Below are 25,125 nucleotides of genomic sequence, written 5' to 3'. Positions count from 1 at the left end.
TTTACCAGTTTATTCTCCAGTCTGTATCTTGCTTTACTACTAATGCCGGATTACCCGCAATAATAGTTTTGCTTTCTAAAAAACTTTTTGTGACAACACTTCCCAATCCTATTAAATTTTCACTTTCAATCTGTACTCCGGGTGCAAAACAACAGGCCGAACTAACATAAACATCATTTTTAATTACAATTGAAAGATCTTTATTTTTTAATTTTGTGTGAATAGAACCGTGTGTCCAAAATTGACTGTTTTTACCAGCAATCCAGCTATTATTACCTATTTGAATGTTGTTCCACACATCAAAATAATGATTATTTATAATTCTGGAATTACTCCCAATAGAAAAATTTGCACCGCCCAAAATTATATTCCCTGAATGAATTGAAGTATTTGAACCAATATACAAATCCTTACAGCATATAGTATTATTATCGGCAATATAAACATTATCCCCTATTACAACTTTTTTGCAATTAATTAGCGTTCTTCCAATTTTTACATTTTTACCAATGTTATAACGCAACAATTCCTTAAGTAAAAAGACTTTAAATAAGTTAAAAGGTATATATTTTATTATTTTTAAAATAACGGATCTTATTGTCATGCCAAATGTTTTCTTTTATAAAATCACAATTTATTGCTTCAAAAAATGAGCTATTTTTCGAGAAGCATCGCCATTGCCATAAGGGTTTGTTGGCTTTTCAAAACCTTTAAAATTATCCAAAATCGTTTGTATTGTACTTATAATTTTATTTTTATCAGTTCCAACCAAAGTTGAAAACCCTGCTGTAACTCCTTCAGGTCTTTCAGAAACATCTCTTGTAACTAAAACAGGTTTCCCTAATGATGGTGCTTCCTCCTGAATTCCACCAGAATCTGTCACGATTAAAAAAGACTGCTGCATTAACCAAACAAATACCGGATACGAAACAGGCGGAATTAAATAGATATTTTCTTTTCCGGACAATAATTCATAAACCGTTTTCTTGACATTTGGATTTAAATGTACCGGATATACAACAATTACATCTTCTCTAGAAGAAATTTCTAAAAGTGCCTCACAAAGATTTTTTAAACCAGACTCGAAATTCTCTCTTCGATGACCTGTTACCAAAATTATCTTTTTATCTTGAGAAATTTCTTTTTTTAGTTTTTCAATTTCAGGATGAATATAGCCTGATTTCCCAATTTTATCAACTGTCCAAAGCAAAGCGTCAATAACAGTATTGCCTGTTTGAAGAATATCATTTTGGGGAATATTTTCATTTAATAAATTTTGCGTCGCTTCATTTGTTGGTGTAAAATGAAGATCTACTATTCTACTGGTCAGCTGTCTGTTGATTTCTTCAGGAAAAGGTGCTTTTTTATTATACGTGCGGAGTCCGGCTTCAATGTGCCCCACTTTAATACCTAAATGAAATGCTGCCAAAGCCACCATTGAAGAAGTAGTTGTATCTCCGTGAACTAGAACTAAATCAGGGGTTGTTTCTCTAAAAATAGGGTCTATTTTTGCTAAAATAAGTGAACTCAAGCTATTTAGAGATTGATTGGATTGCATTAAATCTAAATCATAATCAGGTTTAATATCAAAAAAGTCTAAAACCTGATCTAACATTTCTCTGTGCTGTGCAGTAACACATACGATTACCTCAAAATTATTGTTGTTGAGTTCATGATATAGAGGAGCCATTTTTATAGCTTCTGGACGAGTACCAAAACAAAGAAGAATTTTCATTACTTAAGACTTTTTTTTATTTTATAAACTAACATTCGTAATGGATAGGACCTGTAAAAAAAAATCCATTTCATTCTCTTTAAAACACTTAAATCTAAAATTTTTATAATTTCATTAAATAGATTATATTCTTTAAAATCCAAGGAAATTGTAACAAAATATCGAATTAACGAATTTGTAAGTAATTGTTTTTGTTTTAGATTTTTCAATATTAATACAATTGCTTCTTTCTTTGATGCTAGGCTACATCGATTATTATTATAAAAATCTGCTGTATTGGAAGCTTCATGCTTACGATTAAAGTATAAGATCGAATCTATTATTATCCCTTTAAAATTCTTAGAAATAATACGGCTGTAGCATTCCCACTCTTCAGCATACATAAGATCTTCGTTAAACCTAACTTCTTCAAAGCAACTCCTTTTCCACATCACCGTACAAGAAGCCAAACCAATTTTTTCAGTAACTATTTTCTCAATATCTGCCTTCGAAAGACTTACTTTTCTTGAAATGCTTACTTTTTCAATTAAGGGATTTTCTTTTTCAAATGCTAGTTTTTGGTAATGACAAAAATCTAAATTTTCATCACTAAGTATTTCAGTACAAATTTTTAAATTATTTGGATGTACAATGTCGTCATCGTCAAAAAAAATAATAAAATATCCAGTTGCTAAATCTAATCCATAATTTCTGCATCCTGGCAGTCCTTTTTTATAATTATCAGGACGTTTTAAAAATTTAAATCTGGAATCTTGCTCTACAATTGGTGTAATAACTTCAAACGTATTATCAGTTCCTCCATCATCAATAATTAGACACTCCCAATTTGTGTAGGTTTGATTTTGAATTGAAGAAAGGGCTTCCAAAATAAAATGGCTTCTGTTGTAAGTCGCCATTATTATTGTTACTTTAAATGAATTCAAAATTATTGTAATAAAGATTTAATTTTTCCCAAGAGTTCAATAGACATTGGATATTCAAATTTTCTTGCGAACAAAGCATCTGTCTGCACTAATTTGTCATAATCTGTTGCATCTAATATAGCAGGATTATTGCCATTTCTAGCTATCCAGTCAATATGCCTTAAATTATTATTGGTTACTTTTTTAGCAAACGCTGAATTCATTATAACGGTTTGAAAATAGAACTCTTCTGAGCACAATGTATGTTTAAACCGATTTAAAACAAAATTATTCGTTTTAGTAAAATCAATTACATACCCCACACAATCTCTGCTCAAACTCCACCAGGTAGAACCACAATATAGTTTAGGCATTTTTGCAGGAATTTTTCTTTTAATGCCAAGTCGTTTTTGAATTCTTACAAAACGTTTAATTCTTGCATTTTGCTTGCTGTTTTTTGCATTCAGCAAATCGTAAAAATTATAGTATTCTATACGATCCATATTGCCATTATCAGCCGCTCCAATAACTGGAAAATTCGTACATGTTAAATACTCAATATCTGTATTTTTAAAGAAATCTACAAAATACGAGCTTTTCTTAAGTGGAAAATCATGTCCGCTTATGAGATGAAAATAAACTGTTTCCTTGTTTTTAATAGCTTCTTGGGTCAAATATAGAATACTCTTAAGATGATTGAACCCTCCCCAATTCACTTTATATTTTTGTGCAACCAATTTGACGATCTCATATTTTCTCAAATTCGCTAATTCAATATCTGAAATATTACTTTTTTTGTCGATATGAATAAACAATTCGAAATTAACATCAAAAGAATTAATTATTTCTTCAAGATGATGATAATTTTTATATGCAGTAATTAAAACAGCTTGTTTTTCAGTCATTTAAAATTTTATTTTAACTAATTAAAAAAGGAGTATTTAATTAAGGTCTTCAAGGCAGTTTTGTCTAAAACAAAAAGATATTTTTTTAGTATAAATAGTGATTTAGAAAGATTACTTTTTAAACCTTGGTCTAATACCATTAATTCTATTGTCTTGTTTAAAAAAACTTTATCTATTAACTTCTCATTTAAAAAATTTTGATTTCTTTTTAAAATTTCTTTAAAATTTTCAATTTTAGAATAAATACTTATTATCCAATCAAAATCTATTTTCTGATTTGACAGGCATTTAACTAGAAAATTTGAAATTTCCTCACTGTCAGTCATTAAAACTTCTTTCCCAAAATTAACATACATTGTAGAAATACTTCTTTCCCAAAGCTCTTTTCTTTCTTTATTTATGGCAATCTGGTTTGTTAAACTTTCGGTATGTTTTCTGTAATAATATAAAGCTTTATTTATGTGTGCATAGCGGCTATGAAGAATTGCTCTCAACCAAAAGTCATAATCCTCTGCTAAAAAAAGGCCCTCATTATAGCCGTTATTCCTATTAAAAACGTCTTTTTTATAAAGGAAACTGCATCCGATAAAGTTCCCAAAAATTAAATTTTCTATTCCAATAAGCTCAACTTCTCTTATTTTATATCCATTATTATCAATTAAGGAAAAATTACTGTACACGATATCTGCTTTTTTTTCTTCGATTTCGTTTAACATGATCTCTAATGCGTTTAATTCATAGAAATTATCATGACTTGTCCAGGTTATAAAATCTCCCTTAGCTTCTTGGTGCCCAATATTTAAACTTGCCGGTAGCTTTTTATTTTCAGCATTATTTATAATTTTAATTCTGCTATCTTTTTGAGCGTATTGATTTAAGATTAATAATGTAGCATCTGTAGAGCAATCATTTACAATTATTAGCTCAATATTTGTATGTGTTTGTTTTAAACAACTTTCAATAGATAACGAAACATACATTTCGCCATTATAAACAGGAAGTACAATACTTACTAATGCATTATTTAACTCACTCATTTGCAAACTGTTTTTTCACTTCTTTTACAGCTTCAAGCCATTGAAATCCAAATTTCACATCTGGTTCTAAATGGTTTCCTTCAGCCCATTCATTCCATGATTTTATAATTACGAATTGAGGATTTTCTGGATTCTTCAACAATTCTTTTATTGCTTTTTCTAAATGTTTTTTCCATGAAGTGGGATTTGCATTTATAAAAATCAGAGATTTTTTTCCGCTTCGAGCTGAATTGTCCCAATTAGGAAAAACGCATGGAATGTATTTTTCGTTAGGAAATGTTATATTAAAATGAGATACTGCCTTAGTATAATCATAAATTAGAGGTTTTAGCCTTTTTCCGATTTGATTTGTAAATCCTAATTTAACTTTAATCTTTCTTTCAATCCATCCTAAATATCTAACATCTTCGAACAAAAAACCTTTTTTATATCTCATTTTCTGAAATACTTCACTTCCTACTTTTCCGAATATTTTATTGTTTTTCACAATTTCATCAGACGCAATTGTTGCTATAAAATGAATTCCTGCAAAACCATTTGCAACGGCCAATTTGTTAAACACATTTATAAACAACTCACAATCTGGAATATCATCAAACCTATACACATGAAACATCGGCTTGTTGTCTGTTTTGATGTAACGTTCATCCTTAAAAAAGGGCAATAAATAATCAAAATAAATTTTAAATCCTTTCTCTCCATCATAAGTCTGTTCGATTAAAACATTCGGATTATCCAGGCCATGCCAAATACCTTTCCAGGTTTCATTTGCCCAGCAAAAACAAAAGGGAAGATCAATATTTTTATTTAAAAGCATTGCTTCTGCAGGTTTTTCTAATAACATTTTGTTATTTCCAAACCAATATTGATAATATATAAAACCGTCAATACCGTATTGCTTTGCCAGTTGCGCTTGTTTTTCTTGAGTTTCGGCAGATCGTAAATCATAAAAACCTAGCTCTCCAGGCAATATTGGCTGATAATGTCCTTTGAATAATGGCTTAGCCTTAACTACATTTGTCCATTCAGTAAAACCGTTACCCCACCATTCATCATTTTCTGGAATTGGATGATATTGCGGAAGGTAATAGGCGAGAAATTTTATTTTATTTTCAGACATTTTAGGGATTCTGTTTCAACTAAACTATAAATTTCAATATTTAGTTTTGTTTGTATTTACCAAATATTGTAAATCCAAAGAATCTTTTGCAAAAAAGATCAATTACAAATTTTTCACTTTTTAGATTTTCTTCATTTTTTCTTTCTAAAGCAATTAATTGGTGTTCCATTTCCTTAAAAGACCCATATTGCTTTACAAAGAAATCGGCATGTTTGACACTAAGATAATTTAGATTTTCCGTTTCTTTCTCTCTTTGAATTGTTCTAAGCATCGATGTCGATTTTATTCGATAATAGAAACCAAGTTCTTCGAGGCATTTTACATTTCCTCCATTTTTTAGAAGAGAAATCCAAAATTCCCAATCTTCCCATCCAGATTTCATTTTTATATCATAGCCTCCTACAGCTTCCCAATCTTCTTTTTTAAAAAACGCTGAGCAAAAAATTAAATTATTTCGGCTCAGATTAAAAAGAGAAAAAGAAGGCAATTTCCACTCTCCAATTTCGTCTTCAAATTTTTCTGCCTTACAATAGACAACTTTTAGAGTTTGATCTTTTGCAAAAACTTCGACTGCCGATGCGGTATAATCTGGGGTTATTTTATCATCCGCATCCAAAGGTAAAATTATTTCTCCGTCAGCCTCCGAAATTCCAAAATTTCTAGCGCTGCTCAATCCTTGGTTTTTTTGAAAAAGATATTTAAAGCGTTTGTCTCTTGAGCACCATAATTGAGCTTTTTCTTCAGTATTATCATGACTTCCGTCATTTATTATAATACATTCCCAATCAGCATATGTTTGGTTCAAAACAGATTCTAAAGCCTCATCTAGATATTGTGCTTGATTGTAACAAGGAACAATGATTGATACTTTTTTATTCATTTCTTTTTAAAATGCGTTTTAGAAATCTTTTAGTAAACTTTTTAATCGAATAAAAATCTAAATATTTTGAATAAAAAAACAATAAAAAAAGCCATTCTGAAATTTTCAAATTTCTTTTTTTATTTATTTCATTTTCATAAAACCGTAATATTTTTTCTCTTTCTTCATTCTTATAAAGGCTTAATTTCTTTTTAATTAAAAACTTAAAAAATGAAATAACAGATAAGCTCTTCGCGAAATTATTATCCTGTTTTCCAGAAATATTTAAATCTGAGAGTCTTACATAAACAATACTGTCATTAATTGTAAAAATTGGTTTATTGTCAGAAAAATCAAGCCATGCCCTATCGTCACTATTCCATGCCAAAGGATAATCATAAAATCTATATTTAAGAAAAGATTCTTTTGAAAAAATATATTCTGAAAGGGAGCTTCTTGTTAAATGCTTAAATTTTCTATAAAATGAGTCTGTCGCATTTTCCCAAATAGGATGAGAATAAATCTCGCTAGTCCTATTTGTTTCTTCAAAAATTAATTTTGATGCAAATCGAATAACGGCTGTTTTTTTATTAAATGATTCAAAATTGCTGTGCCACAATTCAACCAGTTTGTTATCAATAAAATCATCATCTCCGAGTATCATAAGCCACCCTTCATTCTTACTAAGATTAATGCATCTTTCCCATTGCTTGGTAAGTGATATCCCTCCTAAATTATCTTCAAAGCGGTGATAAACAAACTCAAATTTTCCTTCAAATTGGTTTAATAATTCTAAAGGATTTTCAGGACTTGCATCGTCTCCAATATAAACTTTAAATCTTTTATCTGTTTGATTTGCAAGTGACACTAACGTTTCTTCAAAAAAACTAAGCTTGTAATATGGAATTATAATTGCTAACACTTACAGTAAATAATTTTGATTATCCATTATTCCATCTTCATTAATTCGCCAAGAACTAGAGTCATTGCAATTAGCAAAAAAAAACTTTTGCTCATCTGTCAAATTTCCGTTGTCTATATACCATCCTCCGTGTCTTGCAGCAAATGGCATTTTAGTACGACAGGCATTATAAAAATCTTTTTCATTATGCTTATATTTTGGTCTGTACAATGCGAAAGTAGTATCTATATGTGCTATAAAATTACCATCTTTCCTCTGATTATTTGAGAATTGAGATTCCCATTTCAGAATTCTGTCCTTATACAAATTCGTATCAGGTATATCATTAACTTTTAGACTAAAGCCAACCTTGGTTATTTTATTATCCCGATCTAGAATAGTTTTAAAATAATTTAGAAAATCAGTCGGGCATTCAGTAATTGGATTAATATCTGCGTCAGTCAATGCATAATATCCTTTTGAGTACTTTTCAAATAAATCTTTATTTTCCCAAAAGACTAAGTGACCATGATTATCTTTTAAACGATGAATTGTTACTATTGATTCAATTTTATTAAAATAATTGAGCAAAGGTTCATAAGTTGAATTGTTGTCAATAATAACAATATTACTATAGTTATGACTGGTTAAAAAATCAATAAGTTTCTCTAGATAATGAAACTGATTAAAACTAATAATTATTATGGGAATAGATTTATAATCTGCATTTTGGCTGCGGATAGTTTTATTAAAAAAGTTGTCTTTTAATTGAATAAATTTAAACTTACTCCATCTCTTACTTTGTTTTAAAAATGATTCCAGATTTTTCTTAATTTGGATAACTGATATTTTTTTGTGAAAAATAGATCGAATAACAAATTTCAGCGTTTCTTTAAAACCAATGTCTTTAAAGAAGCTTGGGAATTGTTTTAAAATATTTCCTAAATTTATCAAAGAATAAGATTTTAAATTTTCTTTTAATAAATTGCTTAAGTATTTCTTTTCGATATTTACAAACTCTAAAAAAAACTTTTTGTCATAAATACCGATTTGGTTATTTGCTGAAGCTAAAGAACTTAATAAGTTCATTTTCATTACGACAGCAGTTAAAACATTATGATTATTTATAACATTTTTTTTCAAGTCAAAAAAGTATACTTGTCGATCTAATAAAGGAATTAACTTTTGTAACATTCTAATGGTAACATCTTCAGTGATTTTTTTTTGTTTCTCACCGGAAATTATGGAGGTTTGCTTAAGATGTATTCTATAATAGAGCAACACCTCTCCAATGTTTACAATTTTTCCTATAAAAACTAATCTTGCCCATAAATCATAATCCTCTGCTGGTTCCATAGCGGGATCATATTGGAGCTGATAAGATTCAAAAACTGATTTACGAAACATTACAGTTGGATGCGCAATATAACATCCGGAAATTAATTTCACTTTAATTTCTTCATACAATAATGGATGATTACAAATTTTTTCAGTTCCAATTATTTTATACAGAGTTCCACATAAAACAATGTCTGGATTGGCATCCAATAAAGCAATCTGTTTAGCAAATCTTTGCGATAAACTGATATCATCTCCATCCATTCTAGCAATATATTCACCTTTTGCTAATTTTAAACCAATATTCAAACTATTTGTTAAACCAGTATTTAATGGCTTTTTTATTAATTTAATCCTTTTATCATTGTATGTTTTAATTATATCGATAGTTTTGTCTGTTGACGCATCATCTATAATTAAAAATTCAAAATCGCTAAAAGTTTGATTTAGTATGCTATCGATTGTTTCTTTTATATACAATTCACAATTGTATACTGGCATCAATACTGTTATTCTCGGATTTGCAAAATCATTCATTGTCTAAAAGAATTTTTTCAATTACATGTATTCTTTTAAAAATATCCCTATTATTGACAACATCTTGAAATTGCTTAATTGAAATTGATTCAGCAACTTCTTTATCAAATAAAACCTTTTTTGAAACTTCTGAAAAAGCAAGTAAATTTTTAAAATGAGGATATATTGTATCATCATTCAATTGATTCAATTTTGTATTTTCACCACTAAAAAATTCCCAGAATAATTGAGGCGTTCCTGTCAAACAAGCCTCTAATCCAGCATAACCTGCAGGAGAATTATTGTATCCCTGAAACCATATCAAATCTAATTTTTCATCCAAAATAGTTTTCTTCATATCAGATTGATGACCTCGAAAATAAACTTTCCCTTGTAGGTCAAGATTATTGATATAACGATCATATTCTGCCAGTTTATAATTTCCTACCCCAAAAACATGCAGTTCTATATCTAAACCTTGAGAAAGTAATACTTGATAAGTATATAAAAATGGATCTAAAGGTTTATCCTTATGCAGCCTGGTAAAAATTCCAACCTTTTTTGCTTCATTGTTCTGATTGAATTTCCACTTATTATAGTCCTCTGTTACTGCTAAACACAAAGGCATAAATTGATTTTTATAATTATTATAGCCTTCAAACTCATATTCTATTTCTTCTAAACTGTTAAAGCCAGTAAAAAACAAATATTTATTATTTTTTTCAAAATTTCTATAATCTTCAGATTGAAATCTAGTAGACATGACAAAAATCATAATGATCTCGAAATAATCAACTGGTATAATAGGTGATAAATGTTGATAAACATATTCTCCCATAAAAGCTACCTTATCATAGTTATTGAATAGTGTAATTAGATTTGTACTATTCTTCTTTTTACTTCTTTCATTTAATGAATTTTTCAATAATTTGTTTACGATCTTATACGGCAGTCCTTTCTTGAATTGTGTAACAAAATCTTTTAAAAAGAGAATTTCAGATCCTAACTCAAGGTGTTTTTCGTAAAAAAAATCCGGCAAATCTTTTCTGGTATTCAGTTCGATTAAACTCAAAATCGATATTTCGAATTTTGTTTTATCCAATGCATAGTCAAACTCATACATTTCTCTTTGAGCTCCATTGTGATAAAAATCAGATACCACAAATAATATCTTTTTCTTACTCATTTTTTATTGTAAGTATAATTAACTCAATATCCTCATTTGATAACTCATAATAAAATGGCAATCGCAACAGCCTATCTGAATAATGATCACTCCAAATTAAGTCATCTGCCATATATTTATCTTTGTAATAAGGGCTTTTATGCAAACTTAGATAATGAAACACAGCGTGGATTTCCTTAGTTTTCAAACGATAAATGCATTCATTTCTTTTTTCTAAAGACTCAAAAACCAAATAAAACATATGTGCGTTATTACTAGCATATATTGGTATCTCTGGTAGTTTAAAATTATATTTAATATTAATTTCTTTTAGCCCATTATAATACTGATTCCAAATTTGTTTTCTTTTTTTCTGAATTTCATCTAAGCGTCCTATTTGAGCCCATAAAAAAGCGCTAATAATCTCTGACGGCAAGAAAGAGGAACCGATATCAACCCAACCATATTTATTTACTTCACCTCTAAAAAAAGCAGAACGATTGGTTCCTTTTTCCCAAATTATTTCTGCTCTATTTGCAAACTGTTTATCATTGATAACTAGCATTCCTCCTTCTCCTGAAATAATATTTTTAGTTTCATGAAATGAAAAAGCTGCTAAATGTCCTATAGATCCTAAAGCTTTTTTTTCTCCGTTTTTTCCTGTATAAAAACTATCTACTGCTTGGGCGGCATCTTCTATAACAAATAAAGAATAACGATTAGCCAATTCCATAATTATATCCATATCACATGCCATACCTGCATAATGTACCGGAACTATGGCTTTTGTTTTAGACGTAATCAAAGATTCTAGTTTATTAGCATCTATATTTGGATTTTGTTCATTAGAATCTGCAAAAACAATTTTTGCACCTCTTAGTACAAAAGCATTTGCAGTAGAGACAAAAGTATATGATGGAATTATAACTTCGTCACCAGGCTCAATATTTATTAAAATTGCAGCCATTTCAAGAGCATCTGTGCAAGATGTAGTAAGCAAGCATTTACCGAAACCGTATTTTTTTTCAAAAAATTGCTGACACAATTGTGTGTACTTACCATTTCCTGATATTTTTCCGGAAGCTACTGCATCCGTAATATATTCGGTTTCATTACCTGTTAGATATGGTTTATTGAATCCAATCATTTAATTAGTAAGTTTGTCCATTAAACACTATTATTCTTTCAAATATTCTTTTTAAGTTATGTCTATTACTATTATATTCAAACAACTTAACCTTTGAAGATTGACTTGTAAATATTTCAATACGATACTTAACATTCCCTATTTCTTTAGTTTTAATATAATCATACTTTAACCAAAAATCTATTTGATTTTTACCATATCCATTATTATGAAATTCTTCAACATTATTAATCTGTGAAATTAACATTCTTCGATACATCAAGGAATTTCCGAAATAAAGCAAATCTGAATTGTGGTTTGCAAAAAGTAAAATATCAAAATTTAAATAATTTAATCGCTCCCCATTTATTCCCGTATATGGAATTAATTCCCATTTATTATTTTTTAATTTTTTAATTGTCATGAAATTATCTCCCATCGATAAATCAATATTATTAAAAACTTGAGGGGCCTCAATTCCAATATTTTTACAAAAAGCAGTATAGGATTCTTTGAATAAAACAACTGAATCTCGGGATCCAAATATTCTATTGTATTTGGAATTGTTTACCACAATAAACAAAAAGATACATATGAAATAGAATGAGTAAATAAATTTAATAAAATGGGTATCATTTTTAATACTGCCCTTCAAGATATGATCTTTAGATCCAAATTCATTATTAAAATGAAGTTCACATGTACCTAAGAACTTATATCTATTTTGAGCAATTAATTTATATAAATACTCCCCTATTCCGGTTATTTTCCCTAACCAAAATAATGGATACAAAAAGAATAAAAGAGGATTCTTTTTGACAATAACCATATATAAGTCATATCCTTTTAAAAGTTGTTCCTCATAAAAACCTGCCATATAAGTTTTAATTTCTATCTCACTGAGTGAATATCTTTCATAGATATTGGAATTCTTAGAAATTGGTAAAAATTCATATATATTATTAATGTTTGTCCATCTTAATAAAGATATGGACTTGTTACAAAAATTGCATTTATCATCAAATAATATTCTTATTCTTCTAGTTGGCGATTGTAAAGGACAAAAGATTATAATCCATAAAATTAATTCTATATGTGGCAAATAAGATAAAGATAAAAAAGACAACGATATTGTAAAAAAAATGAATCCCCAAAATTTAACATATTTTTTTCCCGTTTTAAAGAAAACTAAAGGGATCATTAAAATTTGAAATACAGATTGTAAAATAATGCCAACAATACTAACAATATCAAATATTTTAGGAAAAAAGAACTCTAAATGCCTAAAATTAAGCGCATATTTACATAAAAAACTATTTGAAAGCATTGATTTTATAGTAACTCCTTCAATCCAATAAGGATCTTGAATATGAAGAAACAACGCAAATAAGCTACTAATAGCATATAGAATAAAACCCAAAAAATAAGCTCTTCTTATTCCTAAGCTATTAGGAATACCAATGAATGTATAACTTTTAAAAAGCAATTTAGAAAAAAAACTATTTTTTTTTAATAACAAGTTATCTATCGAAAAATACAGACCTGAATTTGTTAATAAAAAAACAACCAACAAATTAATCAATATAGTAGTCCCAAGTGTTTTTGTAGATAAAATAGAGTCTAGAATTGGCAGTCCAATTATTAGAAGAATGTTTATTAATGGAGTTAAAAATCCGATTGTAAATAACAGTATCGCAAGTAAGGTAATTAAAAAAATTACCGAAATCCTACTAAAGCCATAAATAAGAATATGTGAAGCAAAAATCTCATAAAAACGAAAAAAAATAATTATACCTGTTAAAATTCTTAAAATTGAAATTTTTTTAAACTCATTTTCTCCTACATAATTTGCATTTAAGAATGTTTTAGAAATAAAAAAATCGATAATTTTTAATATCATTTATTTAAGTTTTGCGATTCCAAATCCTGTCTTTCCATATTCATTGCCATTATAAAGCATATATCTGTCGTTTTTATGCTCAAAAATAAAAGGATAACATATCATTTCTGAATCCCAACCTTTTTTTGAGACATCAATACCAACATCATTATGTCTTCGTTCCCAATGAATTCCGTCTACACTATGAGAATATCCTATTTTGTATTTTGTCCCATCCCCGCTTCGATACGAATACCACATATGATAACCCTTGTCATCGATTACGACCGACGGTTTCGAAAACGCTTGAGCAATCCCTATTTCATATGGTATCGCAATACCATGTTTTTTCCAACTCTCTCCATCAATTGATGTCGCATATTTAATAATATGTATCATTTCTCCATTTTCTGAAGTCCAATCTATTGTCGATCCATACCACATTTTGTAAATACCTTCATGAAACATTACCCAAGGATATGATAAACTTATTTTGTCTTCTTCATCTACTCCCATAAAGGGGCCAATTGGATTTAATAATAAGTTTTTTTTATCAATCAGTTCTAATCTCCCAACATCTCCCCTCCAATGTTCACCATCTTTAAGTTGCCATCCCATAAAAAGTATATAATGTTTATTTTTTCCAAAATAACAATTTCCAATACTGACTCCATGAGAATAAAAACTTTCTTCATGACCGTAAGAAAAAACAACTTCATCTGGATTATTGATATTTTCTAAAGTAATTACATCTATATCAACAAAAGATATTGAGGATTTATTTAAAACATTTCTTGCACTGTAAAATATTCTAAATACATCATTATAAAGATGAATTGCAAGTGGATTAGAAGCATGAGAAACAATTTCGTCACAACTACTTGATACTTTAAATATTTGACCTAACTTATTCCATTTCATACCATTTAACTAATAACATTTGTGAATGGAGAATAAAATTCAAGAAAATCAACTACCTCAAACTTTTTCTTCAAAAACTCGTGATAATGAGGATTGGCAAGTAAGATTAAAATACTATTTTTTAATATATTTGATTGAATTGCATCTTCAACACTAATTACATTCTCAACTGTTCCTGCCTTTACATCATCTATATAATAACTTATATATGAATTTAGATGCATATAGGTCTGAAAGAAAAAAGATGTTTCGCCATATCCAAAAGCGATAATATTTTTTTCTTTTTTATTTTCCAAGTATGTATTTAAATTGGATATCCAATTGGATGATGTATAAAAATTTTTATTTTTTTCATACATTAATATATTGGAACTAGAAATTCGTTTTCGCAAAAAGAAATAACCTATTGTTGTCATACATTTATAACCCACTTCGTATTTTTCAACTTCAAATCCATTTTTTTGACATAGATATATAAATTGATTCGTTGTAAAATGATGTAAATGATCCAAGAAATAAACATCAAAACTCTCTGAGTCTTGTATCGGCAAGCCAATTATTACTAAACTATCTTCTTTAGCAATATTCCTATTTTTTATAAGAAAATCATTTGGGTCAATTGTATGCTCAATCACACATGTAGATAAAATCAGATCGTACTTTTCCTGATCTGATATGTCTTCGTAACTAATATTACGTACGTTGGCAATTTTATTAGCATGTTTAGCAGCTTCGATACTTGGTTCTACCCCATATTTATTTTTAACATCAAATAAATTTAATAAATTCCCACTACCACAGCCGATTTCAATAATACTATCAGCATCTTTTATGCTTTCACCAGCTAATTTTTCAATCCACTCAAAATGCATTTCGCTTTTAAGCATATCAACTCCATTATAAATATATCGCGGATCAGTATTTTCTATATTGAGCTTATAAAAATTATTATAAAAATCACTTAAAAAGGATGTGTCAGAAGAACGGACAGTACCGCAATTTTGACATTCTTCTTTAAGAATTTCTATGTCTACAGTTTGTCCATCAGAGGACATAGAAGGTATTGTCTTAAGAATTGGTTTAAAAAAAATATTATCGCAAACATAACAATTGATATTCATATTTTCTTATCTGTTAAGTTTATCATTTCTCCATTCAATATCGTTATCTGGGCTATTTGAATGGTAACCTAAAAATTTTGACAGATATTCATCATCAGAATATTTTCCATTTAAAGCTTTGTAGAGATTGATTTGCTGTTTTAAAATCGGGACAACATATACATTATTAATCGCCCTTCTAATAAAATCAGAAGAATTATATCCCGCTTTATGAAAGAGCATAGAATCGAATAAAATTACTGAACCTGCTTTTGCAATTATTTGTTTACTATATTTTTCGACATATTGACTTGATGGAATTGCGTCTACTTTATGAGAATACGGCAAAACAAATGTTCCTCCCGATTCATTAGTAAAATCATCAACACAGTACAAAGCACCTATTGCAAGTGGTTTCGAAATAGTAAAATTTTGATATGGCAAATCACGGTGCCATGAACTTTGATGATGTTCTTCCTTTGGCATATTTATTATCCCATTTTGAAGATGCAAAATAAAATAATCACCAATCATTTTTTTTATGATTTCAAGAACTCTAGTATTAGTAGCAATATTTAAAAAAAAATCATCATAAACTAAAGGGCACCTTACTAAATTTTGCTCATTAATCTTTTTTAGTTTCTCTTCACTAAATTGTTCTTTTTGTTTTTCGTAAATAGAATCAAGTTTCACTCTACAGTTAGATAATTCAACAGAATTCAATACATTTTCTAATATCGAAAATCCATTTATTTGGAGTTCTTCAATGTGTAAATCAAGCGAACTTTGAAGTATAGTTTGCTTACTGACTCCGTATGATTTTTCAGTATTCATATTAAAGTTTTATTGAACTGCTTTTTTTATCAAATTTTATTGATCTGGCTGGTAAATAAACAGAAGCTTCTTCTGTATTTTTTGTAATCACTGCTCCAGCGGCTACAAGAGTTTCGTTGGCTATTGTTACTTGATGTCCAATAGTAGCATTAACACCAATAAAACAATTAGGTTCAATAACGCAATGTCCTGATATTACTACATGTGAGCTAATAAAATTATGGTTTTTAATTACAGAATGATGCCCTATATGATTTCCACTCCATAAAGTAACATTATCACCAATTTTCACATAAGGCTGAATCGTATTATCTTCAAGAATAAAAGCATTTTCACCAGGAGAAAATTGAGAAAGATAGCTGCAATGTGAACTAACATAAGAAGCAATTTTATAATTCATTTCTTTAGCTTTAAAATATTTTATTTCTCTTAGTTTGTTCATTTTAGCATAACTTAAAGCAATAAACATTTCAAACTCATCAGAAGAAAAATATTTTACAACATCCTCAAAAGGAACTACTGGCAGATTTTCAAAAGTTGGAGATAAGCAATAATCTTTATCAACAGTAAAACCGACGACTTCATATGCTGAATCAATATCAAAATAATATTTTGCCAACTGAGCGATATCTCCCGTTCCAAATATGACTACTTTTTTTGTTTTCATTTTCTAACAATTATTGAAAATTCGTAAAGATTATAATCGTGTAATAATGCGACATTTTTAGAAAAATTCTTTTTACAATAATCGAACAATAATGAAGGATCCGCATAATATAAATAATCTTTCATGTATGCAGCATCTGAATATGTCGTCAAAACATTAAAAGAAAATCCTTTAATACTATATTCATCAATTTTTTTTAATGTTTCCAGAATGTAATTTAGCCAATCCTCGTCTGAATTTTCAAGTTTTACATTAAATATCCCGCTTGCAATAACATAATCTGTTTTTCCCGTCGGGAGACTAGTTGTCCATTTAGCATTTTCTTGTTTGGGAAATTTATTTAATGCGGCAATAATCATTTCTTCAGCTACATCAAATCCAATATATTCGAATGAATTATATTTAGCATTAAAATACGCAAACATCGAACCGAATCCACAACCAAAATCAAGAATTGAAAAATGTTCCTGTTCTTGAATTAAATTTGACAATACCTCAAATCGTAATTCCTGCGATTCAGCAGAATTCCAATCTACACCTTGAGGAATTGGTCCAAATTCTTTAATTTTAGATGCATAATATTCACTTATTTGATTATGTATTTCATTCATTTCCAGCAATTTTAAAAAAATTAACAGCATTTTTTCCTTCGCAAAAAATCAGATCTAAAACAGAAACATAATGTTCAAACGGATCATGTAATTGTTTGTATTCAGGATAGCCTGAGTAATCGAAATAATGAATTTTTAGACCAACTTGATCAAAAATTCTTTCATCCATATATGCTTTAGCTGCAGGTCCTGAATAATAATCTGTACCATTCAAATTTAAACAAATATCTGCTAGACGTTCTGAACGCTCTTCTTTCAGTTCAAATTCAGAAGAAAAGCGAATGTTTGATTTTATTTTTAATATTTCGCAAATTGCAGAGATAAATCTAAAATTTATCTCTGTTAGATATAATGATGTCGAATTTAGATACAATTCTTCAAAAAAATCTTTATAATCACTGAAATTTTTAGACCTGCTATAATTATTTTTAAGACTATTCCAATGATCTATATTCCAATTTTTATCTGAAACTTTAGTTTCATTTATTTTTTGAAAATATTTACCTTTTACTTCAACAGGAATTGTTAGCCATTTATTGCCATTATCCGTCCTAATAATATTTCTATTTCTCCAATCTCGTCGAGTAAACTGCATATCATCATATATTACAAATTCATCTGCTAAAGCAATAGCATCAAAATAACCTTTCCAAGGAATATAATTGGATTGAGTGATTACAATTTTTTTCATGTTAAATCACTATTTGATAGTCCAAGATAATAAAGGTCTAAGCATTCCATTAACTTTGCCTAAATAACCTGATTCTCTCTTAATATCTTTAACTTCAAAAGTCAATAATTCTTCGTCACTAAACAACTCTTTCATTTCATTAGTATGAAAGTAACAATATATTTGATAAACATCATCATTCAAAAAATTGGATGGAATTCGACAGGAGACATTTGTAATTTCATTAATAGGACATTCAAATTTACCTCCAGAACCAAAGATAACATCACCCTTGATCGTTAACAAATCGTATCCTATAGCTATTCTCGATTGATTTGTTTGGTTAATAATTTTTAATCTGAAGTCAATTTCTGAAGTCACATCAATAATATCAGTTGTATTTTCAGATGATGCATTCTCTATTGCACCATACATAATTTTAATATTTTTATTCCCTTTAGCAATATCAATTGAATCGAAAGATATTAAACGCTCTGAAAAAGAGTTGCTTTGCAAATAATCTGATATAATCTTAGTAGGATCTCCAACTCCATCAATACTTCCGTTTTTCATACTAATAACTCGTGTACACAATGTTTCTACTGCTGCCATATTATGACTCACAAATAAAACAGTTCTCCCTTCTCCTCTAGAGATATCCTGCATTTTACCAATAGCCTTTTTCTGAAACTCTGCATCACCAACGGCCAAAACCTCATCGATTATCAAAATTTCAGGTTCGAGAAAAGCTGCAACAGCAAAAGCCAAACGAACAGTCATTCCACTACTATAACGTTTCACTGGAGTATCTATATAACGTTGGCAGCCAGAAAATTCAATAATTTCATCAAGTTTTGATGCAATTTCTTTTTTAGTCATACCGAGAATAGCTCCATTTAAAAAAATATTTTCACGCCCGGTCATTTCTCCGTGAAAGCCAGTCCCTACTTCAAGAAGAGATGCTATTCTTCCCTTATATTTTATAATTCCAGTGGTTGGAGCTGTTACTTTTGAAAGAATTTTTAGAAGTGTAGATTTACCTGCACCATTTTTACCAATTATTCCTAAGACTTCACCCCTTTCCACTTCAAAATTAATATCCTGTAAAGCCCAAACATAATCAGAGGTTCCTTCGGTAGAACGATCATTAGTTTCTCCTAATTTTAAGTATGGATTTTCTTTACCTCTTATTTCATACCACCAACGATTTATGTCATGAGCTAAAGTTCCTGTTCCAACCACTCCTAAACGATACTGTTTAGAAATATTTTCTGCTTTTAATATTATATCTTTTTTCAATTTAAATTTTAAATATTATAAGTACCAAATCATTTGAATTTTTCAATCTCGTAAAATATTTTGATTAAACTGTATCAATAAAACTTTTTTCAGTTTTGTTAAAAACCAAAAGTCCAATAAAAAATACAGATATTGTGAATAGTAATGTATATCCTAAACCTAAATACGAAATTTCTCCAACGTTTAAAAGCATATACCGAGAAGTCTGTATGATGTATGCTAAAGGATTATAATCAACAAGCCAGCCATATTGTGGTATTTTTTCTTTGATTAATTCCATAGGATACATTACTGCTGAAAGGTACATTAACAACTGTATACCAAATCCAATTAAATTACTAAAATCACGATATTTAGTCACCATTGAAGAAATTAACATTCCCAGACCTAGACCTAGAATTCCCATAATAGCAATTAAAACAGGGAAAAACACTACATTGCTGTTTAAACTTAAATCCGCGCCTTGTGTATAATAAAAGCAATAAAAAACTATAAATATAAAAAACTGAATTCCGAATTTAATTAAATTAGAAATCACAACTGATAAAGGCGTGATAATTCTGGGAAAGTAAACTTTACCAAAAACACTTGCATTACCCTTAAAAGTATCTGAAGTTCCATTTAGACAAGCCGTAAAATAATTCCAGACGGTTATTCCTGCCAAATTGAACAAAAATGGAGGAACATTACCCGTACTAATTCCGGCAACATTGTTAAAAATTATGGTAAAAGTTATAGAGGTAAATAAAGGTTGGATTAAATACCATAAAGGTCCTAAAATTGTTTGCTTATAAACAGTAATAACGTCTCGTTTTACAAAAAGAAATAATAAATCTCGATATTGCCAAACCTCTTTAAAATTTAATGAAAAGAATTTATTTTTCGGTGTTATTTCAAACAACCAATCATTTGTATTATTAGTAGTATTCATGCTTTATTACTTACAATTTAACTTGTAATATGATATTTATAATTAATATTTTATTCTTCGTACTAAAATTCTAAAGAAACATCACGATATTGCCAATTAACCAGATTTTTAGTCGTTTAAAAAACCCTAAAAAAGCAAAAAGGCGCTTTTACAAAACACCTTTTACTATCATTTATTTTAATTAAATTATAACTCCATTTATTTATCCAAAACTTCAAAAGCAGAATTCATACTTTTAAATTCAGGGACTATTTTTTTCATTTTAGCTACAATGTCATCATTATCATAGAAATCTGCAATACCAATAAGTTCATCAACTTCTGTATGCAAATTTTCATATTCATCCTGAATTTCTTGTGCTATCATGATTTTATTATGGTAAGTTGGTAATGTTTTAGAAGTATCATTTAATAATTCTTCATAAAGTTTCTCGCCTGGTCGTAAACCTACTATTTTTATTTTTATTTCCTTGTCGGGAATAAAACCTGCTAATTTTATCATTTTCTTAGCCAAATCAATAATTTTCACTGGCTTACCCATGTCGAAGATATAAATTTCGCCTCCATTACCCATTGCACCAGCTTCTAAAACCAGTTGACAAGCTTCAGGGATTGTCATAAAATAACGAATAATATCCTGATGGGTTATGGTAACTGGTCCGCCTTCGGCAATTTGTTTCGTAAACAATGGAACAACAGATCCGTTTGAACCTAAAACATTTCCAAAACGGGTTGTAATAAATTTTGTAGCTCCTCCATTATTTTCACGTTGATTTTTTAGGAAAAGAGATTGAACGTACTTCTCAGCAATTCGTTTACTGGCGCCCATAACATTACTAGGATTCACAGCCTTATCGGTTGAAACCATCACAAATTTCTTTACATGGTATTTACATGATAAGTCAGCTAAATTCTTTGTTCCTTTTATATTAGTCAGGATTGCCTGCGAAGGGTTTTCTTCCATTAAAGGAACGTGTTTATAAGCGGCGGCATGAAAAACAACATGAGGATTGTAGTTTTTAAATACTTTTTCTAATGCTTTTTTACTCCTGACATCAGCAACAACTGCAACTATTTTAGTTTCAGAATTCATCGCGTAAGTTTCTAAACATAAATTATGCAATGGGGTTTCGGCATGATCTAAAATAATTACAACTTTAGGATTAAACCCGAGAACTTGTCTTACTATTTCACTTCCAATAGATCCTGCCGCTCCGGTAATAAGAATTGTTTTATCTTTTAATTGTTTAGAAATTGACTTGCTATCTAAGACAATAGGTTTTCTTTCTAATAAATCTTCAATTTGAATATTTTTTACTTTCTGAGAAATTTCTTTTTGATTTTCCCAATCTGAAATTAACGGAACAGTATATACTCTATAATTAAATTCTAAACATTGATCAACAATTATTAATTGTTCTTCTTTAGATAAACTTTTATCAGCTATAATTACACCTTCTGCAGCTACTGAACGCATTAAGGCTGGCAGTTTTTTTCGGAGAATCAAAATAGGCAGATCCAGCATTCGCTTTGAAGCATTTTGGTTGTTTTTATCTACAAATCCAACAATCTTAAATCGGGATGGCGTTTCGAATTTCAATGCATTTGCTACCGAAATGGCATTAGCATCAGTTCCATAAATCACTGTTCTAATAAGTTTTGTACTTGCTTTTTCTGAAAAATATAATTCAAAAGTTTGCTTTACGATTACACGATATAAAAACAAGCCACAGAACGACAAAACTAAATTGATAAAAAGTGCCGTATTTAAAAATGCTTTATGCCCAGTATATAATTCAAAAACGAGATTAAAAAATAAGAAAAACACCAAAACAGACATTTGGGAAAATAGCAACTTTATAGCATCAATATATGAAGAGTGCCTAATGATTCCAGAATAGGTTCTAAATAACCAAAAGAAAAAGATATTTACAATTAATAGACTGCCTACAAAATAGAAATCATGTGAAGTAATAATATATCCTAATGCTGTGCCTTCAAACAGCATATATGTAAAAGTAAAAGAAAATGCCAGAACCATTACGTCTATAGCAACAATTATCCACCTAGGCAAATAACTGAGGTTATTAATATGCGCCCTCAGATTCCTTGGAGAGAACGAATTATGCAACAAATCGGCTACTTTGGTCTGTTTATCTGTATTCAATTGGGTTGATTTTGATTCTGCAAAATATGTATCTCTTACAAAAATACAAATTAAAGGTTTAAAAAAATTATTTCTATAAGCAAATTAAAATTTAACACCTTTTCGCTTTTGCTTTAGAAATTCTATTAAATATGATCCATATCCTGATTTCACTAAAGGTAATGCGAGCCCTTCCAGTTGTTCATCATTTATGAACCCTTGTCTCCAGGCAATTTCTTCAATACAACCAACTTTCAAACCTTGTCTCTCCTCTAAAACCTGAACAAATTGCCCTGCCTGCATCAGGCTATTAAAAGTTCCTGTGTCTAGCCAGGCAGTTCCTCTGCTTAAAATACCAACTTTCAAGGCTTCATTTTCTAAATATACTTTATTAACATCAGTAATTTCATATTCACCACGTGCACTTGGTTTAATATTTTTTGCTATTTCTACAACCGAATTATCATAAAAATATAGCCCTGGCACAGCATAACTTGATTTAGGCTCTTCTGGTTTCTCTTCAATAGAAATAGCTTTAAGATTTTCATCAAACTCTACAACACCATATCTTTCAGGATCTGAAACATGATAAGCAAAAACAACTCCGCCTTGTGGCTTTGTATTTGATTTTAATAATTCCTGCATATTTGATCCAAAAAATATATTATCTCCCAATATCAAAGCAACATCATCATTTCCAATAAATTCTTCACCAATTACGAATGCTTGTGCCAAACCATTAGGGATAGCTTGTTCCGCATAACTAAATTTACATCCCAGAGTAGATCCGTCACCTAATAATTTCTTAAAATTTGGCAAATCATGTGGAGTAGAAATAATTAAAATTTCATTGATACCGGCCATCATCAAAGTAGACAATGGATAATAAATCATTGGTTTATCATAAACGGGCATCATTTGCTTGCTCATTGCAAGTGTTAAAGGATGTAAACGGGTGCCAGAACCTCCGGCTAATATAATTCCTTTCATTTGTTTTAAATTTTAGATTTTAGATTTTAGATTTCCTAAACTAGGAACCTAAATCTTCATGCCAATTTTTTTATATAAATATTTTTCTCAAACTTTCTTTATAATTTGGAATATCTAAATTATAAACCTCTTTAATTTTTTTCTTATCTAATAATGAAAACTCTGGACGTTTTGCCGGAGTTGGATAAGATGCTGATGGAATTCCTCCAACCTTACACCCATAATCTCCAAATTCTTTAATAGCCAACGCAAATTCATACCAGCTTATTTCACCTTCGTTTGAATAATTGTAAATTCCTGGGATCCAATTTGAAGATTCTAAAATAGTAATCATTGCATGAGCCAAATCTGCCGCATAAGTTGGCGAGCCAATTTGATCATTTACAACATTGATCGAATCTCTTTCCTGCATTAATCGCTGCATGGTTTTAACAAAATTATTTCCAAATTTACTATATACCCACGAGGTCCTTATAATAATTGAATCTGGATTTTCTTTTAAACAGGCAATTTCACCAGCTCTTTTACTTTCTCCATAAACATTTATGGGATTCGTCTTTGCTTCTTCATTTAATGCCACGGAAGATGATCCGTCAAAAACATAGTCAGTGGAAATATGGATTAATTTCACATTATCTTTTGCTGCATATTTTGCAATTAATTCAACAGCCAGATGATTTATTTTAAACGCCAATTCTTTTTCCGATTCTGCTTTATCAACAGCAGTATAGGCACCGCAATTGAAAATTATATCTGGCTGAATTTCTTTTAATTGAATATTAACAAGACTTAAATCATCTAAAGTTATTTTTGTTCGATCTGCAAAAATCCATTCATACTTTGGATATTGAGATGATAAAACTTCTAATTCAGATCCCAATTGTCCATTAGCACCCGTTACAAGTATCTTTTTCATTAAAATAAACTATTACAATTTCCAATATGAGGAAGAATTTGATCTTTTTCAGAAACTATTGCTTCGTCTAAATTCATCCCCCAATCAATATTTAATGATGGATCATCAAATTTAATACCGCCTTCAGAAGCCTTATTATAAAACTGATCACATTTGTACATTACTGAAGCCGTTTCACTGACAACTGAAAAACCATGAGCAAAACCTTGTGGAACTAATAATTGTTTTTTATTCTCAGCAGATAATAAAATGCTAAATGATTTTCCATAAGTAGGAGAATCTTTTCTCAAATCTACCGCAACATCAATAATTTCACCTTCCAAGACGCGAACTAATTTAGTTTGTGCAAAAGGTGGATTCTGATAATGCAAGCCTCTTAAAGTCCCTTTCTTTGAAAAGGATTGATTGTCTTGTACAAATTCAATATCGATGCCTAAATCGGTAAATTTTGTTTTGCTGTAGGCTTCAAAAAAATAACCTCTTTCATCTCCAAAAACTGTTGGTTCTACAACAACCAAATCTTTTATAAATGTTTTTTCAATTTTCATATTATACTAT

At 29.3% G+C, this 25,125-nt stretch carries 24 protein-coding genes; all 24 read right to left on the bottom strand.

The window, feature by feature from the left end; all coding sequences use genetic code 11:
* Nucleotide 1: 1 nt before the first annotated feature.
* The 24 genes from AC6CH4_RS08725 to rfbC all read right to left on the bottom strand — a co-directional run bounded on the left by AC6CH4_RS08725 (nt 2) and on the right by rfbC (nt 25,115).
* Nucleotides 2-604: an acyltransferase gene (locus AC6CH4_RS08725; protein ID WP_498102081.1), complete on the bottom strand. Its 603-nt coding sequence runs from the start codon at nt 602-604 to the stop codon at nt 2-4.
* Between the two features lie 30 nt (nt 605-634).
* Nucleotides 635-1,735 carry a non-hydrolyzing UDP-N-acetylglucosamine 2-epimerase gene (wecB, locus tag AC6CH4_RS08720; RefSeq protein ID WP_498102079.1) on the bottom strand — a complete coding sequence of 367 codons (1,101 nt, stop codon included), beginning with the start codon at nt 1,733-1,735 and terminating at the stop codon, nt 635-637.
* Nucleotides 1,735-2,658, bottom strand: coding sequence for a glycosyltransferase family 2 protein (locus tag AC6CH4_RS08715; RefSeq protein ID WP_498102077.1), 924 nt, complete (start codon nt 2,656-2,658; stop codon nt 1,735-1,737). Before AC6CH4_RS08715 ends, wecB begins: the two co-directional genes overlap by 1 nt.
* Before the next feature lie 2 nt (nt 2,659-2,660).
* Nucleotides 2,661-3,542: a beta-1,6-N-acetylglucosaminyltransferase gene (locus AC6CH4_RS08710; RefSeq protein ID WP_498102075.1), complete on the bottom strand. Its 882-nt coding sequence runs from the start codon at nt 3,540-3,542 to the stop codon at nt 2,661-2,663.
* A 17-nt stretch (nt 3,543-3,559) separates the two neighbouring features.
* On the bottom strand, nt 3,560-4,579 hold the full coding sequence (locus tag AC6CH4_RS08705; RefSeq protein ID WP_498102073.1) for a glycosyltransferase family 2 protein: 1,020 nt from the start codon (nt 4,577-4,579) through the stop codon (nt 3,560-3,562).
* Nucleotides 4,572-5,699 (bottom strand): glycosyltransferase WbsX family protein, encoded by a 1,128-nt coding sequence (locus AC6CH4_RS08700; protein ID WP_498102071.1) that lies wholly within the window; start codon nt 5,697-5,699, stop codon nt 4,572-4,574. The genes AC6CH4_RS08705 and AC6CH4_RS08700 overlap by 8 nt, the downstream gene beginning before the upstream one ends.
* Before the next feature lie 40 nt (nt 5,700-5,739).
* Nucleotides 5,740-6,579 carry a glycosyltransferase family 2 protein gene (locus AC6CH4_RS08695; protein ID WP_498102069.1) on the bottom strand — a complete coding sequence of 280 codons (840 nt, stop codon included), beginning with the start codon at nt 6,577-6,579 and terminating at the stop codon, nt 5,740-5,742.
* A complete protein-coding gene (locus AC6CH4_RS08690; RefSeq protein WP_498102067.1) occupies nt 6,572-7,480 on the bottom strand; it encodes a glycosyltransferase family 2 protein in 909 nt (302 codons plus the stop codon). Before AC6CH4_RS08690 ends, AC6CH4_RS08695 begins: the two co-directional genes overlap by 8 nt.
* Nucleotides 7,481-9,334 (bottom strand): glycosyltransferase family 2 protein, encoded by a 1,854-nt coding sequence (locus AC6CH4_RS08685; RefSeq protein ID WP_498102065.1) that lies wholly within the window; start codon nt 9,332-9,334, stop codon nt 7,481-7,483.
* A complete protein-coding gene (locus tag AC6CH4_RS08680; protein ID WP_498102063.1) occupies nt 9,327-10,499 on the bottom strand; it encodes a glycosyltransferase family protein in 1,173 nt (390 codons plus the stop codon). Before AC6CH4_RS08680 ends, AC6CH4_RS08685 begins: the two co-directional genes overlap by 8 nt.
* Nucleotides 10,492-11,625, bottom strand: coding sequence for a dTDP-4-amino-4,6-dideoxygalactose transaminase (rffA, locus tag AC6CH4_RS08675; protein ID WP_498102061.1), 1,134 nt, complete (start codon nt 11,623-11,625; stop codon nt 10,492-10,494). Before rffA ends, AC6CH4_RS08680 begins: the two co-directional genes overlap by 8 nt.
* Nucleotides 11,626-11,629: 4 nt before the next feature.
* The gene (locus AC6CH4_RS08670; protein WP_498102059.1) at nt 11,630-13,504 is read right to left on the bottom strand and encodes a thiol-disulfide oxidoreductase DCC family protein; all 1,875 of its coding nucleotides are present in this window, start codon (nt 13,502-13,504) and stop codon (nt 11,630-11,632) included.
* A complete protein-coding gene (locus tag AC6CH4_RS08665) occupies nt 13,505-14,404 on the bottom strand; it encodes a glycoside hydrolase family protein (RefSeq protein WP_498102057.1) in 900 nt (299 codons plus the stop codon). It abuts the gene before it with no gap.
* A gap of 5 nt (nt 14,405-14,409) precedes the next feature.
* The gene (locus AC6CH4_RS08660; RefSeq protein ID WP_498102055.1) at nt 14,410-15,525 is read right to left on the bottom strand and encodes a class I SAM-dependent methyltransferase; all 1,116 of its coding nucleotides are present in this window, start codon (nt 15,523-15,525) and stop codon (nt 14,410-14,412) included.
* Nucleotides 15,526-15,531: 6 nt separating this feature from the next.
* The gene (locus AC6CH4_RS08655; RefSeq protein WP_498102053.1) at nt 15,532-16,338 is read right to left on the bottom strand and encodes a phytanoyl-CoA dioxygenase family protein; all 807 of its coding nucleotides are present in this window, start codon (nt 16,336-16,338) and stop codon (nt 15,532-15,534) included.
* Nucleotide 16,339: 1 nt separating this feature from the next.
* The gene (locus tag AC6CH4_RS08650) at nt 16,340-17,005 is read right to left on the bottom strand and encodes an acetyltransferase (protein ID WP_498102051.1); all 666 of its coding nucleotides are present in this window, start codon (nt 17,003-17,005) and stop codon (nt 16,340-16,342) included.
* Nucleotides 17,002-17,616, bottom strand: coding sequence for a methyltransferase domain-containing protein (locus AC6CH4_RS08645; RefSeq protein ID WP_498102049.1), 615 nt, complete (start codon nt 17,614-17,616; stop codon nt 17,002-17,004). The genes AC6CH4_RS08650 and AC6CH4_RS08645 overlap by 4 nt, the downstream gene beginning before the upstream one ends.
* Nucleotides 17,609-18,307: a WbqC family protein gene (locus AC6CH4_RS08640; RefSeq protein ID WP_498102047.1), complete on the bottom strand. Its 699-nt coding sequence runs from the start codon at nt 18,305-18,307 to the stop codon at nt 17,609-17,611. The genes AC6CH4_RS08645 and AC6CH4_RS08640 overlap by 8 nt, the downstream gene beginning before the upstream one ends.
* A gap of 9 nt (nt 18,308-18,316) precedes the next feature.
* Nucleotides 18,317-19,585, bottom strand: a complete 1,269-nt coding sequence (locus AC6CH4_RS08635) for an ABC transporter ATP-binding protein (protein ID WP_498102045.1) — start codon at nt 19,583-19,585, stop codon at nt 18,317-18,319.
* A 64-nt stretch (nt 19,586-19,649) separates the two neighbouring features.
* Entirely contained in the window at nt 19,650-20,516 is an 867-nt protein-coding gene (locus AC6CH4_RS08630; protein ID WP_498102043.1) for an ABC transporter permease, read from the bottom strand.
* A 198-nt stretch (nt 20,517-20,714) separates the two neighbouring features.
* Entirely contained in the window at nt 20,715-22,682 is a 1,968-nt protein-coding gene (locus tag AC6CH4_RS08625) for a polysaccharide biosynthesis protein (RefSeq protein ID WP_192187126.1), read from the bottom strand.
* A gap of 84 nt (nt 22,683-22,766) precedes the next feature.
* Nucleotides 22,767-23,651 (bottom strand): glucose-1-phosphate thymidylyltransferase RfbA, encoded by an 885-nt coding sequence (gene rfbA, locus AC6CH4_RS08620; protein WP_498102041.1) that lies wholly within the window; start codon nt 23,649-23,651, stop codon nt 22,767-22,769.
* Between the two features lie 70 nt (nt 23,652-23,721).
* Nucleotides 23,722-24,567, bottom strand: coding sequence for a dTDP-4-dehydrorhamnose reductase (gene rfbD / locus AC6CH4_RS08615; protein WP_498102039.1), 846 nt, complete (start codon nt 24,565-24,567; stop codon nt 23,722-23,724).
* On the bottom strand, nt 24,567-25,115 hold the full coding sequence (gene rfbC, locus AC6CH4_RS08610) for a dTDP-4-dehydrorhamnose 3,5-epimerase (protein ID WP_498102037.1): 549 nt from the start codon (nt 25,113-25,115) through the stop codon (nt 24,567-24,569). Before rfbC ends, rfbD begins: the two co-directional genes overlap by 1 nt.
* Between the last annotated feature and the right edge of the window lie 10 nt (nt 25,116-25,125).

The organism is Flavobacterium sp. GQ95 (genome assembly GCF_059758655.1).
This window is presented reverse-complemented; position numbering and strand designations above follow the sequence as displayed.